Annotated in this window: 23 protein-coding genes; 17 read left to right on the top strand and 6 right to left on the bottom strand. The window is 42.9% G+C overall.

Features of this window, described 5'->3' with window-relative positions:
* Nucleotides 1-28 precede the first annotated feature (28 nt).
* The 17 genes from G6R11_RS17775 to G6R11_RS17855 all read left to right on the top strand — a co-directional run bounded on the left by G6R11_RS17775 (nucleotide 29) and on the right by G6R11_RS17855 (nucleotide 11,292).
* Nucleotides 29-2,074, top strand: coding sequence for a PhoX family phosphatase (locus G6R11_RS17775; RefSeq protein WP_163134419.1), 2,046 nt, complete (start codon nucleotides 29-31; stop codon nucleotides 2,072-2,074).
* 69 nt (nucleotides 2,075-2,143) lie between these two features.
* Nucleotides 2,144-2,353 carry a twin-arginine translocase TatA/TatE family subunit gene (gene tatA / locus G6R11_RS17780; RefSeq protein ID WP_163134420.1) on the top strand — a complete coding sequence of 70 codons (210 nt, stop codon included), beginning with the start codon at nucleotides 2,144-2,146 and terminating at the stop codon, nucleotides 2,351-2,353.
* A 2-nt stretch (nucleotides 2,354-2,355) separates the two neighbouring features.
* Nucleotides 2,356-2,613 (top strand): Sec-independent protein translocase protein TatB, encoded by a 258-nt coding sequence (gene tatB / locus G6R11_RS17785; protein ID WP_163134421.1) that lies wholly within the window; start codon nucleotides 2,356-2,358, stop codon nucleotides 2,611-2,613.
* A 118-nt stretch (nucleotides 2,614-2,731) separates the two neighbouring features.
* Nucleotides 2,732-2,947, top strand: a complete 216-nt coding sequence (locus tag G6R11_RS17790) for a hypothetical protein (RefSeq protein WP_163134422.1) — start codon at nucleotides 2,732-2,734, stop codon at nucleotides 2,945-2,947.
* A gap of 56 nt (nucleotides 2,948-3,003) precedes the next feature.
* Nucleotides 3,004-3,399: a GFA family protein gene (locus G6R11_RS17795; RefSeq protein WP_163134423.1), complete on the top strand. Its 396-nt coding sequence runs from the start codon at nucleotides 3,004-3,006 to the stop codon at nucleotides 3,397-3,399.
* Nucleotides 3,400-3,777: 378 nt separating this feature from the next.
* Entirely contained in the window at nucleotides 3,778-4,707 is a 930-nt protein-coding gene (locus G6R11_RS17800) for a hypothetical protein (RefSeq protein WP_163134424.1), read from the top strand.
* 535 nt (nucleotides 4,708-5,242) lie between these two features.
* The gene (locus G6R11_RS17805; RefSeq protein WP_163134347.1) at nucleotides 5,243-5,557 is read left to right on the top strand and encodes a hypothetical protein; all 315 of its coding nucleotides are present in this window, start codon (nucleotides 5,243-5,245) and stop codon (nucleotides 5,555-5,557) included.
* Between the two features lie 116 nt (nucleotides 5,558-5,673).
* The gene (locus G6R11_RS17810; RefSeq protein ID WP_163134425.1) at nucleotides 5,674-5,994 is read left to right on the top strand and encodes a hypothetical protein; all 321 of its coding nucleotides are present in this window, start codon (nucleotides 5,674-5,676) and stop codon (nucleotides 5,992-5,994) included.
* Between the two features lie 39 nt (nucleotides 5,995-6,033).
* On the top strand, nucleotides 6,034-6,663 hold the full coding sequence (locus G6R11_RS17815; RefSeq protein ID WP_163134426.1) for a hypothetical protein: 630 nt from the start codon (nucleotides 6,034-6,036) through the stop codon (nucleotides 6,661-6,663).
* 113 nt (nucleotides 6,664-6,776) lie between these two features.
* Nucleotides 6,777-7,271 carry an ATP-binding protein gene (locus G6R11_RS17820; protein WP_163134427.1) on the top strand — a complete coding sequence of 165 codons (495 nt, stop codon included), beginning with the start codon at nucleotides 6,777-6,779 and terminating at the stop codon, nucleotides 7,269-7,271.
* A gap of 64 nt (nucleotides 7,272-7,335) precedes the next feature.
* Nucleotides 7,336-7,695 carry a hypothetical protein gene (locus tag G6R11_RS17825; protein WP_163134428.1) on the top strand — a complete coding sequence of 120 codons (360 nt, stop codon included), beginning with the start codon at nucleotides 7,336-7,338 and terminating at the stop codon, nucleotides 7,693-7,695.
* Nucleotides 7,696-7,840: 145 nt separating this feature from the next.
* Nucleotides 7,841-8,758 (top strand): hypothetical protein, encoded by a 918-nt coding sequence (locus G6R11_RS17830; RefSeq protein WP_163134429.1) that lies wholly within the window; start codon nucleotides 7,841-7,843, stop codon nucleotides 8,756-8,758.
* Between the two features lie 155 nt (nucleotides 8,759-8,913).
* The gene (locus tag G6R11_RS21985; RefSeq protein WP_370525673.1) at nucleotides 8,914-9,075 is read left to right on the top strand and encodes a PEP-CTERM sorting domain-containing protein; all 162 of its coding nucleotides are present in this window, start codon (nucleotides 8,914-8,916) and stop codon (nucleotides 9,073-9,075) included.
* Nucleotides 9,076-9,218: 143 nt separating this feature from the next.
* On the top strand, nucleotides 9,219-9,413 hold the full coding sequence (locus G6R11_RS17840; RefSeq protein WP_205472918.1) for a YHS domain-containing protein: 195 nt from the start codon (nucleotides 9,219-9,221) through the stop codon (nucleotides 9,411-9,413).
* Nucleotides 9,414-9,814: 401 nt separating this feature from the next.
* Nucleotides 9,815-10,222, top strand: coding sequence for a DUF3465 domain-containing protein (locus G6R11_RS17845; RefSeq protein WP_163134432.1), 408 nt, complete (start codon nucleotides 9,815-9,817; stop codon nucleotides 10,220-10,222).
* A gap of 50 nt (nucleotides 10,223-10,272) precedes the next feature.
* Nucleotides 10,273-10,509 (top strand): hypothetical protein, encoded by a 237-nt coding sequence (locus G6R11_RS17850; protein WP_163134433.1) that lies wholly within the window; start codon nucleotides 10,273-10,275, stop codon nucleotides 10,507-10,509.
* 234 nt (nucleotides 10,510-10,743) lie between these two features.
* Complete coding sequence (locus G6R11_RS17855; RefSeq protein ID WP_163134434.1) at nucleotides 10,744-11,292, top strand: hypothetical protein; 549 nt, start codon at nucleotides 10,744-10,746, stop codon at nucleotides 11,290-11,292.
* A 76-nt stretch (nucleotides 11,293-11,368) separates the two neighbouring features.
* Here G6R11_RS17855 and G6R11_RS17860 read toward each other — a convergent pair whose 3' ends face one another.
* The 6 genes from G6R11_RS17860 to rsxC all read right to left on the bottom strand — a co-directional run bounded on the left by G6R11_RS17860 (nucleotide 11,369) and on the right by rsxC (nucleotide 16,192).
* Nucleotides 11,369-11,908, bottom strand: a complete 540-nt coding sequence (locus G6R11_RS17860) for a flavodoxin (protein ID WP_163134435.1) — start codon at nucleotides 11,906-11,908, stop codon at nucleotides 11,369-11,371.
* Between the two features lie 234 nt (nucleotides 11,909-12,142).
* Nucleotides 12,143-12,409, bottom strand: coding sequence for an RnfH family protein (locus G6R11_RS17865; protein ID WP_163134436.1), 267 nt, complete (start codon nucleotides 12,407-12,409; stop codon nucleotides 12,143-12,145).
* 12 nt (nucleotides 12,410-12,421) lie between these two features.
* Complete coding sequence (locus G6R11_RS17870) at nucleotides 12,422-13,105, bottom strand: electron transport complex subunit E (protein ID WP_163134437.1); 684 nt, start codon at nucleotides 13,103-13,105, stop codon at nucleotides 12,422-12,424.
* Nucleotides 13,102-13,716, bottom strand: coding sequence for an electron transport complex subunit RsxG (gene rsxG, locus G6R11_RS17875; RefSeq protein ID WP_163134438.1), 615 nt, complete (start codon nucleotides 13,714-13,716; stop codon nucleotides 13,102-13,104). The genes G6R11_RS17870 and rsxG overlap by 4 nt, the downstream gene beginning before the upstream one ends.
* A gap of 2 nt (nucleotides 13,717-13,718) precedes the next feature.
* A complete protein-coding gene (locus tag G6R11_RS17880) occupies nucleotides 13,719-14,723 on the bottom strand; it encodes an RnfABCDGE type electron transport complex subunit D (RefSeq protein WP_163134439.1) in 1,005 nt (334 codons plus the stop codon).
* On the bottom strand, nucleotides 14,723-16,192 hold the full coding sequence (gene rsxC, locus G6R11_RS17885; RefSeq protein ID WP_163134440.1) for an electron transport complex subunit RsxC: 1,470 nt from the start codon (nucleotides 16,190-16,192) through the stop codon (nucleotides 14,723-14,725). Before rsxC ends, G6R11_RS17880 begins: the two co-directional genes overlap by 1 nt.
* Nucleotides 16,193-16,197 lie beyond the last annotated feature (5 nt).

Consider the following 16,197-nt stretch of genomic DNA (forward strand, 5'->3'; position numbering starts at 1 on the left):
AGAGAGTACTCAACTAGGATATAGCAAAATGAGCAAGGAAATATTTAACCCAACTCGCTTCAATAAAAGTAACAACCCTACCTTTAATGAAGTATTAGACGTACGCATGTCTCGCCGTAAAATTCTTAAAGGAGGTCTTGGCCTAGGTGCTATGGCTACCTTTGGTGCCTTTGGTTTAGCTGGCTGTAACTCTTCTAGCAGCACTAATACTGGCGGCGCTGCAGCCCCTAGTGCAAGCTTAAACTTTAACTCTATTGCTGGTTCTAAACTTGACGCAGTAAGCGTTCCAGAAGGTTACACCGCTCAGGTACTAGCTCCGTGGGGCCAACCTATTAATGCTGTTGCATCAGCTTGGAAAGACGACGGCACTAACGATGCCGTAGACCAAAACAATGCCATGGGTATGCATCATGACGGTTTACATTTCTTCCCACTAAACGATGCCGGTACCGATGGCTTACTAGCGGTAAACCACGAGTACATCGACCAAAATGCCTTACACCAAAACGGTAGCGACCGAGATAACGCCGGTATTCGCAGCAGCGTAGACCAAGTACGTAAAGAAATTGCCGCACACGGTGTAAGTGTGATTCGCATTCAGTTGCAAGAAGACGGTCAGTGGATGATGGTTGAAAGCGACCCACTAAACCGCCGTTACACTGGCGCAACGGTTATGGACATTTCTGGCCCATTGGCTAACTCAAGCCTATTGGTTACGCCGTTCTCACCAGATGGAAGCCAAGCCCGCGGTACCTTAAACAACTGTGGTAATGGTTACACGCCTTGGGGCACTTACTTAACCTGTGAAGAAAACTGGCCGGGTTACTTTATCAACCTAGGCACCACCACCGAAGAGCAAGACCGCATTGGTTTAGATACCTCGGGTACTGCGCGTTATGGGTGGGAAACGTTGGCTGGTCATGCCGACGAGCGTGTAGACGAATTCTCTCGCTTCAACGTTACCCCAAGTGGTGCTAGCGCCATGGACGATTACCGTAACGAAGCAAACGGTCACGGTTACATTGTAGAAATTGACCCATACACGGCAAACTCTCGCGCAGTTAAACGTACCGCTTTAGGCCGTTTCCGCCATGAAGGTTGTACCTTTGGTACCCTAGAAGTAGGTAAGCCAATTGTATTTTATTCTGGCCACGATTCGCGCTTTGAATACATGTACAAATTTGTATCTACCGCAGTGTGGGAAGCAGCAGACGCAGAAGCAAGCGACCGTTTAGCCATGGGCGACAAGTACATGGACGAAGGTACTTTGTATGTTGCTAAGTTTGACGCCGAAGGCGTTGGCCACTGGTTACCACTAACCCTAGAAGCTGCTGCAGCTGAAGGTGGCACATTAGGTGACCACTTCTATTCTTTAGAAGCCATTATTCTAAATACCGCTGGCGCCGCTGACTTAGCAGGTGCTACGCCAATGGATCGCCCAGAATGGTGTGCAGTAGACCCAATCACTGGTTCGGTTTACTTAACCCTAACCAACAATACTCGCCGCGACGAAACTACTGGTACAAACCCAGCTAACCCACGTTTAAACAACAAGTTTGGCCACGTAATTCGTTGGGATGAAGGCGAAGCCGCAACCGACTTTAGCTGGGACATCTTTGTATTTGGTTCACCAGCAGATGGTGACGAAGCCACTAACTTATCTGGCCTAAGTGAGTTTAACCAGTTTGCTAGCCCAGATGGCCTAGCCTTTGATAAGCGAGGAATTATGTGGATTCAAACCGATAACGGCGCCGAAGAAGTAACTAACTACACCAATGACCAAATGTTGGCAGTAGTTCCTTCTACCATTAACGACGCAGACGGTAACGCCGATACCATTAACAGCGAGAACCAAGGCGAATTACGTCGCTTCTTCGTTGGCCCTAATGGTTGTGAAGTTACTGGCTTTACCATAAGCCCAGATTACACCACCATGTTTGTGTGTATTCAGCACCCTGGTAACTGGCCATACAGCAACAATGCTGCAGAAGAAACGCCGGTAGGCATGGATCTTCGTCCTCGTGCATCGGTTGTTGCTATTCGCAAAGCCGATGGTGGCGAGCTAGGTGTGTAGTTCAAACTAGCAACCTTAATAAACAGGCTCATTTGGGCCTGTTTTAGTGACTTGTTTAAGGAAAAAGAAATGGCTGGAATTAGTGTATGGCAACTAGCAATTATTGCAGTAATTGTTGCCCTGTTGTTTGGAACTAAGCGTTTACGCGGCTTAGGTGGCGATTTAGGTTCTACCATTAAGGGCTTTAAGCAAGCCATGAGTGACGAGAATGCATCGCAAAATGTTAGCAGCTCAGTAACTGCAGAGCAGGGCGACAGCAACAAACAACTTGGTAGCTAACTATGTTTGACGTTGGCTCTTTAGAGCTTGTGCTTATTGCTGTTCTAGGCCTAATTATTTTAGGCCCGCAACGACTGCCTAATGCATTACGCACCGGATTCGCCTGGTACAACAAAGCAAAAACAACGGTGGGCGATGTTTCAAGTAAAATTGAAAAAGAACTAGAGTTAAGCGATGTAAAAGAAACGCTTAACCAACAAGTAAAAGTACCCACCAAAATATCCTCTGCACCCTTAGTGAACAAAGACACTAGCAAGTAAGCTCAGCTAAGCTTTTACTAAACCCCACTAAGGCATTAAGCTAAGCAGCTGCCGTTTTCATCTAGCTAAAGCGGCACTTAATTTATATGAGCCTATAAATGCTGCTTAAGGAAACCCAGTGGAAACTGACATTTTGTCTAGCTTAGCCTTACACCTTACTATTATTTTGTGCGCTGTTGCCTTGGTAGTGTGGGGCAAGGTACTAAGAGACTGCAAAAGCTCTGCTGGTAATTCAGCATCCAGTAACGATACCTCTACCGGTACTACGCTCATTGTGTGTGGTGGTTTAATGGCAATAACCCAAGTGTTTAAATTACTTGAACTGTTTGCTTAAACACTGCAGCAAGCTTACTGCTATAACAAAGACTACATCTTAGATTAGGGAACGCTATGGCCATTACCGGCGAATGTTTTTGTGGTGCTATAAAATACCAAGTAGATGGTGAGTTACACGATGCACGCTCTTGCCATTGTTCCCGCTGCCGCAAGGCGTTTAGCGCCCAAGCCTCTGCTTATGCCTTAGTTAAACCGGGTGAGTTTTCTTGGTTAGCTGGCGAAAGTTTGCTTACTTCTTACATCGGAGAACAAGGCTTTGGTTTACAGTTTTGCAGTAAGTGTGGTTCAACCTTGGTAGGGGTATATCAAGAAGAAGTTCATGGTGTCACCTTGGGCTGCTTGAACGGAGACCCCAATATAAAGTTAAGTCGCCATATTTATGTAGATTCAAAAGCCAGCTGGGAACTGATTGCCGACGGCGTTCCACAGTTCAAGAAACAAGCCCCTTAGACCTTATCCTTAACGCTCATAGTTTTCCCCTCACAAAACCAGCTAGATTCGCAAAACTAGAAACAAAAGAAAAACGATAAGTCTTTATTTTTATACAGTGGTATTTGTTTTCCACGAAATTTGCCAATAAATTAATCCTAACTGTGCGCGTTTAGGCTTGAGCTGAAAAAATACAAGCGTAGTATCAATCACTTAGCTTAGTGTTAATTTAGATAATAGGTTTATTAACTGTGCATGCGCGTTTTGCCCAAAAGTGTATTGAACCTTTTTCCTATTTATTCATTAAATTCAGATATTTAGTTGTGCGCGTTTTTACTGGTCTAATGTAGTAAACGCGCATGCGCACTATACAAATGTTAAACGTCCTAAGGAGTTAGAGTGGCGATAAGCAAAAGTGAACATACATTAGAGTTAGTCCAAGATCTCTTGGATGATCTTGAGCTAGGTCGCTCCTCTGGTGAGAGCTTAATCCTTAAAGCATCACGCCTTGCTCGAATTGTTGGGGCTGAAGAAATTAAAGAATGGCTAAGATTCGAGCTAGGTGGATTTAAAAGTAATAATGATACGTCCTTAAAGTACATGGGGCTTACTGGCCGTTGGACTAAGCGGGAGGATAATAAGGGGTATTGGGTTCCACTCGCACAAATCGAAGCGCTCATTGAGGCTGAAAAGTCCAAGTTAGCAGTGATGCGAATTCCTGACTCTTCAGGTGATTATAACCATGCTGCTTCAGTGGCGACACGGGCAATGAATGACGCCTCGTCAAATATTTCCAAATTCAGCGGGATAAGAAGCAAGGTAATGGCTCGCTTACACCTCTTTGTTACGGATGTTTACTACGAGAAGGTGTTTGACCATCTATCAGAATCCATTTTCGAAAGTTACAAAAGAGATGTTGATAATCTAATTTCTGAAAACTGTGGTGATGTAATTGACCAGATCCCATCCGCGATGGAGCGGTTAGGATCAGGGGATTCCGAAGCCATTAGTCACGCTTTAACCACTTGCCGAAGAATCATTGAATCATTTGCTGATTCAATTTTCCCTTCTACGGATGAAACTATTGAGATTGGAGGGAACGAATTAAAACTAGATGCAGGTAAGCACCAAAATAGAATTAATGCTTATATACACAACAATTGTGGCAGCAAATCAAGGAAGCAGCGTTTTAGGCAGAATCTTTCAAACTTATTCGATAGGGTTTCGACTGGTGTACATAAAGATGTTTCAGCTGAAGAAGCAAAGGCGTTATTCTTGAATACATACCTTTTTCTAGGTGAAGTTCTGCACCTCAGAAAAGACGTTTAACAAGGCGCTGTTGTCTGACTGTTTTTCCGCTGCGCTCCAAAACAGCCGCAAAGCGCGGCGTTATAACTCTAAAAGGTAATAGAAGAGGTTATGGATTACAGGAAGGGATTGGACGCCATCGTACAGGCTCGAAGGGATGCTTTTAAACTATCACCTGCCATAGTTTTTTGTTTGGCTGCAGGAGTTATTGCTGGAAATTACGTTTCGTTCTTAGCCCCGATTTTTGGAATTGCTGCTTTTGGCATTTTCTATAGGCGCTTGTGGCTAGCTGCCAAAATTAACTGTCCGAGATGTAGTGAGCCATTCGGAACTGATTCAAAAGTTGTTTTTGGTGTTGGTACACATTGTTGTCAGAACTGTAGCTTAAGTATTCATCATGACAAATAACAATGCAAAACAAGAAACAGCGCAGCTTTCGGCTGCTTGGACTCGCTACGCTCATTTTTGTTTGCGTCGTTAAATGTATAGGAATATTCCCAATTTATTCGCTGTAACCTTTATTTTGTATACTGCGACAAGTGCTCAAGGCCAAAGTATGACTAATAGTAACGATTGGAAGTTAAAGCTTCGCTATGGGAAAGAAACAACTCTTTATACTCATTACACGGTTTTAGCTGAGGGGGTCTGTGGTGAAATTAAAGAGGGGTTTTCTTGCCCTAAAGGTAACGCGATTATGGGTATAAAAGTTTGGGCAACTGATATAGATGAATCCTCTGATATGGTTATTAGTATTGGCAACCAAATTGGTTTCGAAGTTACTGGTGAAATACAGATCTATTCAACCGAGCCAGAAGAACCGCCTAGAGAAAATCCACATGGCTATGACATTCAGTTCACGCCATTTGATTAGCCTTAACACATTTCACAAGGAATTTTAACGAAACAAAAAAAACAGTAGGTTACCTTTGGCTACACCATAAAACCCACCATTTTTGTCCGCTTAATGCGGCGTTAAATATCACAATAATGTATAGCTTCGAAGATATAAAAGAACGATCAGAATCAGAAAGTGAGCTTGTAGTTAGCTACGCCGATGCTATGGACTTACTTTTGCTTTTCGAACAAAGTGATACTCAAGTTCTTGGGTGGGACGGTTGGCTCAAATACGAAAATGGTAAGCTAGGTAGCTCTCAAAAATATCAAGGTACAGTTGATCTGTCTGATTTGCCAAACTCATCGGCAATAGCGCTTGTAAAAAGTACTATCATGCGGGCGCATACTGAGTGGGGAGAAGAACCGGAGGTTAATGGTGCAAGTTTACTATTTTGCATCACGACCGGCACTTAACAAGCAAAGCCAACATCGCCCTATAGGCTGAACGTACTAATGCGCTTTGATGTTTTGCGTGCTAGCTTGCCATTTGGGAAAGTCGAATTACAAGGATGTAAAATGCTTCAGAGAATTCAATCTAAAATTTCAGGAAAGCTAGTATTGGCGTTATTTTTTGCCGCTAATTTGGTATACCTGACAATGCTATTTTATAGCATCCCCATGCTCCTTAAGTATTCCGGTGGACTACCAATATTTGATATGTCTCCATTAGGATATAGATACCAAGAAGCGATGGCATTGTTAAAGGCACTAGGTGAGGAAGGCCGTAACGCCTATGCGTCTATACAATTATCACTGGATATACTTTATCCGCTGTTGTTTGCGCTTTGTTACTTCGCATTGCTTCAGTGGCTAATTCGCCTAGGTGAATTAAGTAATCGTTTTTGCTTGTATCTATCAATTATCCCCATTTTTGTATGTGTGTTTGACTACGCAGAAAACATTTGCATCTGGTTGATGATTCAGGCTTTTCCAACTATTTCCGAAAATCTAGTGCTTACTAGTAGCACTTTTACATTGTTAAAAAGTGTATCAACAATGATTTACTTTATCGGGTTGATATTGGTAGTTGTTTTTCTGATAAGTCGTCGGATAATTCGACTAGTGGTGGCGAAAGCAAGCTAACAAAACATCAAATCCTCTGCTCAAATGCTTGTCATTTTTTCTTGGTAAAGTCTGTGCCAAGCTTTCGTGCAGGTTTGTTAAGCAAGATGCGTTAACTAGAGGTGGTAAATTATATGGCAAGATTAATTTTGGTTTGTGGTCCTACTGGAGTGGGTAAAACAACGTACTCGCTGTCTCTAGCTAAAGAAATAGCAGCAATAAAATTTTCTATTGATCCATGGATGCAAACGCTATTTTCAAAAGACATGACCAGCCTAGATTTCGAATGGATGATGGAAAGAGTGAATAGGTGCTCAGAACAAATTTGGGAAGTGAGTCAACAGATTTTAGCAGTTAATGGAAACGTGATTTTGGATCTTGGTTTCACTACCAAGGACCAAAGGGATGTTTTTGCTAATCGTGCTAGAGAAATTGGTTTAGACCCAGAAATTCACTATTTGAACGCTTCTACAGATATACGTAAGCAGCGTGTTAATAAACGAAATACAGAAAAAGATCCAAGTGTTTATGCTTTCGAAGTGACAGACATGATGTTTAACTTTATGGAGCCAAGATTTGAGGTTCCTGATCAAGATGAACTCAAAAATGGTCGTACAATCAATGCATAGTAATCGGGCGAACTAAGGGCGCGTACTAGTTTGCAAGGTGTTATGCAGTAGCAGAGAGATATAAGTGGCATTAGAAATTTTCACAAACAAATGGACTTGGGCCGCTATAAGTAGCGCTGCGCTAATAGTTGCAGCTTTTCTACTTTATTTCGCCAGCTTTGGGCCAGTAACAGCTCAAGAAGCTAGAGACAACAAGGCCATCAAGGATTTTGGTCTATGCCTTACCGTTAGAGTGTTTTCTAAGAACTTGAGAGCGTGTGATCGTTTCTATTTAGAATATTTGCCAAACAAAACAGACCCCATCTTTAAGGAAGAAATTGTTGATGTGGAGAAGCTTGAACCACAACAGATAGTCGCTACTTATAGGGATGTGAATCGGCTGTTAGTGGACCACGGTTTAGAGCCATACCCAGAGCTCAACTAATTGTCCCATGGCCAACTAGTCGATTACATTCGATAACAATGTTTAAAGTAGAACAAATAGCGGCGGGCTGTTACTCATTTACCACCACCTTTAGTCAACCATTTTCTCTTAGATAGCCCTTAGGCTTATATGGATAGCGGACAGAATGAATCTAACAAATAAAGATGTTTTGCTTACAGTTTTTGCGACAGTTTGTGGCTTGAGCTTAGCGTTCTCTTCTGTGGCTTTAGCTCAAACAAGCGAATCAAAGGGACTTCATCTAGAGAGCTTTTCTATCTCTCCCAAGGACCAAGCTAATTCTGAGTTTGGATCATGGAAACTTAAAGGTTTAACCGTCGCTGATTTATGGGAGCCTCTGCAAAAGTTTGAAAACCGACACTTAGGCTACCAACAAGATGCTTCCATGTGGGTTTACTCGAACATGCCTTACGTTGTGAACCCTGAGGGGATAGCTGTTCATAAAATTTTCTGGCAGCGAGATAGAGTTAGCCTTGAATGGTTATACCCCAATAAACAAAGCTCGGAGTCGCCTTGGAGCGCGAAGCAAATACCTAAACCCATTAAAAGTGAATTGCTAAAGGACCCAAAAATTTCAAAATACGCTGAGTTCAATGAGGCGACACCGTATTATTTATGGCACGGGGCTGCGATTAGCTATGTTTCTGGATTGATTGAACCGCCTAATCTTAAATTGGTGATTAGAAACCAAGCAGAAACCCCAGCGAAGGTTTACGGTATTAGAGCGAAAAACGTGTACTCAACTGGCGGTGACGGAGGCGCTGGAGCAAGGCCTTCTGAAGCGGTGAATAAGCAGCAAACTATACAGTTAAATCACCAAAACCCAGTCTCTGATCTTATTTTTAACTCAGCTGTAGTTATCAAGTCTACTGATGCTGCCATGCTACAAGTTCAACCAATAGTCGTTGACGCCACGCAAGGTGATGGTGAAGGCGAGCTGACTTACAATCTATATATTCTTTACGACAATGGTGACGAAAGAGTGGAGCAGTTTGTGGGGACATTTGTGCAAAGTGATGCTCTAAGCCAGATGCCACTTTGGTAAGCCTTAAAGCATCTTCAAACTTTTAGTAAAGATACAGATATTGGTGTCATCACGCTTACTCAAAAAATCGATAGCTAACAAAACGCTGTAAGGAACAAGCCTTGGTATTTAACTTTGCAGAGCTAGAATCTGCTTCCGAAAATTGGACGTTAACAATGATAGCGGTTACGCCAGCTTGTATAGGGTGTGGGTCACTATGGCTAGAGGAGTTACAAGATATCTCTCTGATCTCTTCTACGGCTGTTTCCGAGCCAAGCACATTCGCGATACTGATGTTAGGGTTGTTTGGCTTGATTACCCGTAGAAAGCAACTGTAGCGTTTACACTATAATTGCTGAAATACGTATTGCTCATTACTTAAACGGAACCGCTTCGCGTTCATAACAATGATTAGTTTTCGTTTAGTAATGTTTTGTGTGGTAATAGACGTTTTTATAGTTAATCAATAAAGAGAATGAATATGGTAGATACAGCTATTAATAAGTACTGTCCTCGCTCAGGTAAAGCTGTTGTTCCTGATTCTCTTACGGAATATAAAGGCCTTACCGTTGGCTTTTGCAATCCAGGCTGCCGAGATGATTTTTCTCAAAATGTTTCCGACCGCCCAAACGACACTATTTATTTTGATGTCCTCATCAAAGAGAACAATCTGTAGTACTTACTGTAAATACAAAAGCTCACATTACAACGGCGTGTATGCTGGTTCATAAGCCACTTCGGCGACACGCTAGACTCCTCTTTTTTCCTCAAGCACCATATTTAGCCCTTTTGGTATTCTGCTACGAGTTAGAAGCAGGCTCGAGATTGATTGGTCTGTTCATGCTAATTAAGTCGTCCTGCCGACCATCGTAAAACTACATTGGCTGTGATTTCAACGAATCCACAAGCAAAATGGGGCGCGACCGTTTCTTGTGGAGTAGAGAGCCATAAGTGGCTCTTGAATCATTTCAGTTAGTAAATCTCTAACAATTGACTTTTATTCGCTTTTTAAGTAATTATTGATATTTATAATAATTAATAATATTCAATCAAATTAATCTTAAGAAAGGAATGACCATGCCTTTAAAACAATTATATAGGCTTGCAACACTGTTGTGTTTTGCCAGCTTTAGTTTACTGGTACATGCTAGCGGCGAGCAGCAAATTGCTTCAGCATATAAAAACAAAGTCAGCGACCTTCAAGTTAATAGCTCAGGTTACGTTGTTAGGGTGCTAAGTGACGATGAAGAAGGCTCTCGCCATCAGCGTTTCATTCTTAAGTTGGCCAATGGTCAAACCTTGTTGGTTGCTCATAATATTGATTTATCACCTCGCCTTAAGAATTTAAGAGTGGGCGATAAAGTTGAGTTTTACGGTGAATATGAATGGAATAGCAAAGGTGGGGTGGTTCATTGGACCCATCATGATCCCGCCGGACGCCATGTTGATGGTTGGCTTAAGCACCGAGGCGTGCAATACGATTAAGCTTACCAAGACCAAAACTGTATCAATTTTTTAAACAAGGAAAGCGTTGTATGTTTAAGCAGTATTGTAAAGCGTGTGGTGAAGACACAGACCATAAAGAACTAATGAAGCAGAAACCATCTAAATATGGCACCAGTAAAACAGAACGCTTTAAAGCATTTATGGAAGGATTTTTTGGTGGCACAGCAAGTACCTTAGGTGCTTCTCTAGATTTATTAGACCGCTACGTAGTTTGCCAAAAGTGCGGATGTAAAACCTTAGATAACAAGGGTGAAGAGTTTCAGTAAATGATGTAGCTTTGGATTCTATCCCATTTAGTTTGCTTACATTTGTAAACAATAAGAGTGCATTTTGTTGCACTCTTTTTATTTGTGAGCTTTTCATCATAATTGGTTTAACTTGCTGTTTTTTATTACAAATGATGCTAAATTCTTGCTCGGATTTTAAGTGAACCCTATCTTATAATGAGTGACAGTTTGCTTATATTCGACGATTAGATTTTTAACAGTAAAGGAATACCAATGAAGTTTTTTAGACATGTTGTAGCCGCGGTAGCTTGTGTATATTTAGCTGGTTGTGCTTCTGGTGCGCAAGTAGCAAATATGGTTAATAAAGGGGAACAACAGCAATTCCCTCAAGAAATACAAGAAAACCTAGCTTTGTCTTCAGTGACTGGTGGTGAAGAAACCAACCCCGCTTGGACTTCTGAGATTAGTGATAAAGCATTTTCAGAAGCGATTAAACAAAGCTTAGTAGAACAAGGTTTGTTTTCAGACGATGGTAATTACCAATTGGCGGTTGAAATGGTTGAAATTGAACAGCCTCTTTTTGGTTTAGATATGACAGTTACCACCACGGTTAAGTATACCTTGACCGACAAAGAAACAGGCAAAGTATTATTTGACGAGACGGTGAATGCTCCTTACACAGCAACCGTTGGTGATGCCTTTGCCGGTGTTAAACGCTTGCAACTGGCTAACGAAGGTTCTGGACGTGAAAACATTAAAGGTTTACTAGAGCTGCTTTCTAAACTAGATATTAACGCCGACCAAATTAGCATGGTTAAGTAGTTAGCGTTTGATTTACGCTAATTAGTTTAGTCAAAATAAGGCTCCGAGCTGCTTTAGCTTCGGAGCCTTTTTAGTGTTAAATACTAAACTCAGCTTTAAGCTGTTCTAACCAGCCAGCTAAACGCTCTGCATGTAACTCGCTTTGGTTATCGTTATCTAATACTAAGCCGGCAAATTTACCGTTTTCTAGCAGGGCAGTTGAATCATCAAACTCATAACCCTCTGCTGGCCACTCGCCAACTAACTCTGCGCCGGTTTCTGCAATGGCATCATAAAGTTCCCCTAAGCCATCGACAAATTCGCTGGCGTAGTTTACTTGGTCGCCCAACCCAAATAACGCTATCTTGATTCCCGAAAAGTCAGCAACGTCTAGCTGTGGTAAAAACTCGTCCCAGCTCTCTGCCTGACAATCTGCGGCTAAGCCGGGTAGTTGACCTTCACCTAAGGTTGGTGTGCCCAAAATAAGCATTTTGTAACTGCTAAGGGTGTCGATATCAACACGATTAATGTTAAGTGGCTTATCGCTTAGCTCTGCACCTAACTGTTGGTGAATTTGTTTCGCTATTTTGCGTGTGGTTCCGGTGTCGGTTCCAAAAAAGATACCTACATCTGCCATGATAGTACTCCTTACATTGCTGGCCTAGTTACTCTATTGCAAGATGTAATCCAATAATTATATTGTATAATTACAATGACTTATAATCATTAGATGGAGCTTTGTTTGAAATGGCACAGTGGAATAGCAGAATTTGTTTGTTTTAAGACGAAGCAAGTTTGTTAAATAGTAAAAATAAGCAATAAGGGTTTAGCTTATTGCTTACAAAAAAATAGAGTAGGGAGCTTGTATAAGTTAATCGTCGTCATCGTCTTCGTCTTCGATAGGCGGCGTCCAAGTGATTGGTCGGTAAACCTCTATTCGATCGCCTGCAACTAATTGACTCTCAAGGGTGACAAGCTTGCCAAATACGCCAACTTTTTGTTTATCTAATTCAATTTCTGGGCATAAATCTAAGATGCCAGATTGATGCAAGGCGTTAATAACGCTGCTTTCTTCTACTACATCAACATTAATACAAAGCTGCTGCTGTGGTGTTGCGTATGCGATACTAACTAACATTTTTATGCTCCTCTACTGAACGCTAACTTTTGCAGTGCAAGCCACTTGGGGTTTTGCTTTGTTCTCTAGTTTTTGTTGAATAATTCGGTGCAGGCTTAGTAAGCCGCCAAGAACTAAAAAACCGCCGGGTGGCAATATTACTAATAGTAAGCCTCGGTAATCCGGAATTATCGTGAATTCTATTGCCTTAAAAGCCGAACCTAACAGTATGTGAGCATCGGCGAACAAGGTGCCTGAGCCGAGTATTTCCCTGATGCCGCCTAAAAACACCAATACCCAAGTAAAACCAAAACCCATGGCTAATCCATCTACCACTGCAGGCAGTGGAGCTTGTTTACTGGCAAAGGATTCAACTCGGCCTAAAATGGCGCAGTTGGTTACAATAAGCGGAATAAACAAGCCTAGTACTTTATGTAGCGGGTGTACCCAAGCATTAAGCAGCATGTCTGTAATGGTTACCAGGGTAGCAATCATTAAAATATTGATGGGAATACGCACCGAGCGGCTTACGTAGTTTTTTGTTAGCGCGCTGATTAAGTTAGCCATTACCATTACGACTAAGCTCGCTAAACCAAGCCCCAAACCATTGGTAGCACTTGAGGTCACCGCCAGCAATGGACACAGCGCCAAACATTGGCCGAGCACTACGTTGTTATTCCATAGGCCGTCAGCAATGATGTTTTTGTAGTTACTCATGCTTTTACTCCTTGTTTAGCTGCTAGATCACTTAAGGCTTGGTGTACTGCATTAACCACTGCTCGCGGGGTAATGGTTGCACCGGTAAATTGGTCAAATTCGCCGCCATCTTTTTTCACTGCCCAGGCTTTGCTTGAGGTATTGCTTAAGCTTTTTTGATTAAAACTAAGGACCCAAGGGTTTTTAGCAATTTCGATTTTGTCGCCTAGGCCAGGTGTCTCGCTATGGCTTAGTACTCGTACCCCTAAAATGGTTAATGAAGCATCTACACCCACTAGCAAGTTAATTGGTCCGGCATATCCTTTGGCGCTTACTTGCACTACGTAACCGCTGGCTTGGCCTTGTTGATCTAAGGCGTTATATACCGTGTATTGCCGGTCATTCACTACAAAAGGATGTTCTGTAGCGAGTAAGGCGTTTTGGTATTGAGAACTAGGCATTACTCGTTCAATGGCTGCAAGTTTGTCTTCATTAACGCGTTGAGCGATAACTGGCGAGGTAATGGTGTTTAAGCCCAACAATAAGGCGCTGGATAATCCAACGGCCACGGCTAAGGATAATGATTGATAAATACTGCTATTAATGTGTTTTTCAACGCAAGGTAAGGTCATAACTAGGCTCCTTTGCTGCGTTTAAATAGAGATTGGCTGCCAAAGATTTTGGGGCGTAAATAATGGTCAATGACTGGCGTACCAGCATTCATAATCAGCACAGCAAAGGCCACGCCTTCTGGATAACTGCCAAAACTGCGAATTAGCCAAATGAGCAAGCCACAACCGGCGCCAAACAACAATTGTCCACGCGGGCTAGTAGGTGAAGTCACTAAATCAGTTGCGATGAAAAATGCCGCTAGCATCGCACCACCAGACAGTAAATGGGAGAAAGCTGAAGCGTAGTCTTGCGGATTAATCCAATGAGCGATACTGGCGGGGATCGCAATCCCAAGTAGCAAGGAGCAGGGGATGTAAGGTCGAATAATGCCGCGCCAAATTAAAAATAAACCGCCTAAAGAAATGAGCAAAGCGCTAGTTTCGCCTAAGCTGCCGGCATGGGTACCTATAAGCAATTCATTCCAAGCTTGAACTTGGTTTAAATCTGCCAAAGGTGTAGCAGCACTTACTCCGTCAATTCCCATCCATTGTTGGCTAAACGCTAATCCCTCAGCACCTAGGCTTGGGCTACTGGTAGCTTGCCAGTTGGTTAACTCGATAGGAAAGCAAATAAGTAACATTACCCGGCCAAGCATGGCGGGATTAAAAGGATTGTGACCTAATCCGCCATATACATGCTTGCCAATCATAATGGCAAATGCACAGCCAAAGCTTGCTATCCACCATGGCGTGCTGGCGGGTAAGCTCATTGCCAGCAATAGAGCTGTGAGTAGTGAAGAACCATCAACACTGCTTAGCCAGTTTTTGCCTTGTAGCTGTAAGCAAACTACTTCGCTTAGCCAAGCGCTGATGCAGCAACTCACCAGCACCGTGGCGGCAGGTAAGCCAAATAGCCAAACCCCGTGTAAGGCTGCTGGACTTAGTGCCAGTATTACCAAATACATGATGTTGGTGGTAGATAAGCCCGAATGGGTATGCGGTGCTGCTACTGGGTTATATGCGGCCATTAGCTTTCTCCTTGAGTACTGCGAGCGCGGGTGGGGCGTTTACGTTTTGCTGCTTTCGCCGCTTTTTTAGCTGCGGCTTCACGCGCTAAACGCTGTTGGCGAGCTTCGGTGAGTTGGCGAGCTAAGTTAGATTTTTGGGTCATGCTGCGTTGCGCATTGATATTGGATTTCGCATGTTGAAAATACTGCACCAAAGGAATACTCGAGGGGCAAATGTAGCTACAAGCACCACATAATAAACAAGAATCTAGACCAAACTCCTGCGCGCCCTGCCAGTCATCGTTGTTGCTATGCGCGGCCATTTGGAAAGGCATTAAACCCATTGGGCATACTTTTACGCAGTTACCACATCGCACACAGTCTTGGCTTTCCCTTTGATTAATTTTTTCTTCGCTTAACGCTAATAAACCGCCAACACTTTTATCGATGGGAACAAAAGGTGATGGCAATACTTGCCCCATCATTGGTCCACCAGCAATCATTCTTTTGGCTTCTGCTTTTAAGCCACCACATTCGGCAATGACCTGAGAAACTAAGCTTCCGATAGGTACGGTAATATTGGCTGGCGACTCTACTGCATCACCAGATACGGTGATCACGCGCTCGATCAATGGGCGTTGGTAACGTACCGCCTGATAAACCGCTTTTGCGGTAGCTACGTTGTGTACCAATATTCCCTGGGAGGTACTAAGCTGGCCAGGCTGTATAGCAATACCCGTTACGGCTTTAATTAAATGACGCTCCGAGCCCATTGGGTAAAGGCTGGGAACAATTTTTAAACTAATCCCGGTAAAGCCATCGCTGGCCTGTTTTATTGCACTTATAGCCTCTGGTTTGTTGTCTTCGATGGCAATTATGGTGGAGGTTGCCCCAATAGCCTTAGCCATTACTTTAATGCCGGCTATGATCTCGGCTGCTTGCTCCCGCATTAGCCGATCATCACAGGTTAAATAGGGTTCACATTCACCACCGTTAATGAGCAAGGTATGTACTTTTAACTTGCGCGCTAAACGAAGCTTTATACCGGTTGGAAATCCAGCTCCGCCTAAACCCACAACGCCGGCTTTAAGTACCCGTTCTACTATTTGTTCATGGCTAAGCTTTTGGTAATCACTGGAGGGATAATCTTCACCCCAATGTTTATCTCCGTTATTTGCAATCACCAAGGTTTGGCTTTTAATGCCCGAAGGGTGGCTGCTTAAAAAAGGTTTAATGTCTTCAACGGTGCCATTTACCGGCGAATGCAAAGGCACCGTCATGTCGTTGCTGCCGCGGGCGATAAGCTGGCCTTTTGTTACTTGGTCGCCAATCGCAACTAGGCTATTAAGCATTGAGCCATTGCGTTGCTGCATACCCAAATAAACGCGGTCTGGGACAAAGCTTTTACTAATGTCTTGTTGCTGGGTGAGTTCTTTATAACCTTTAGGGTGAACACCACCATTAAACGGTTTTGGTTTTAAGCTAAACATGTTCG

Origin of the sequence: Agarivorans sp. Alg241-V36, from assembly GCF_900537085.1 — a bacterium.
Classification (GTDB): Bacteria; Pseudomonadota; Gammaproteobacteria; order Enterobacterales; family Celerinatantimonadaceae; genus Agarivorans.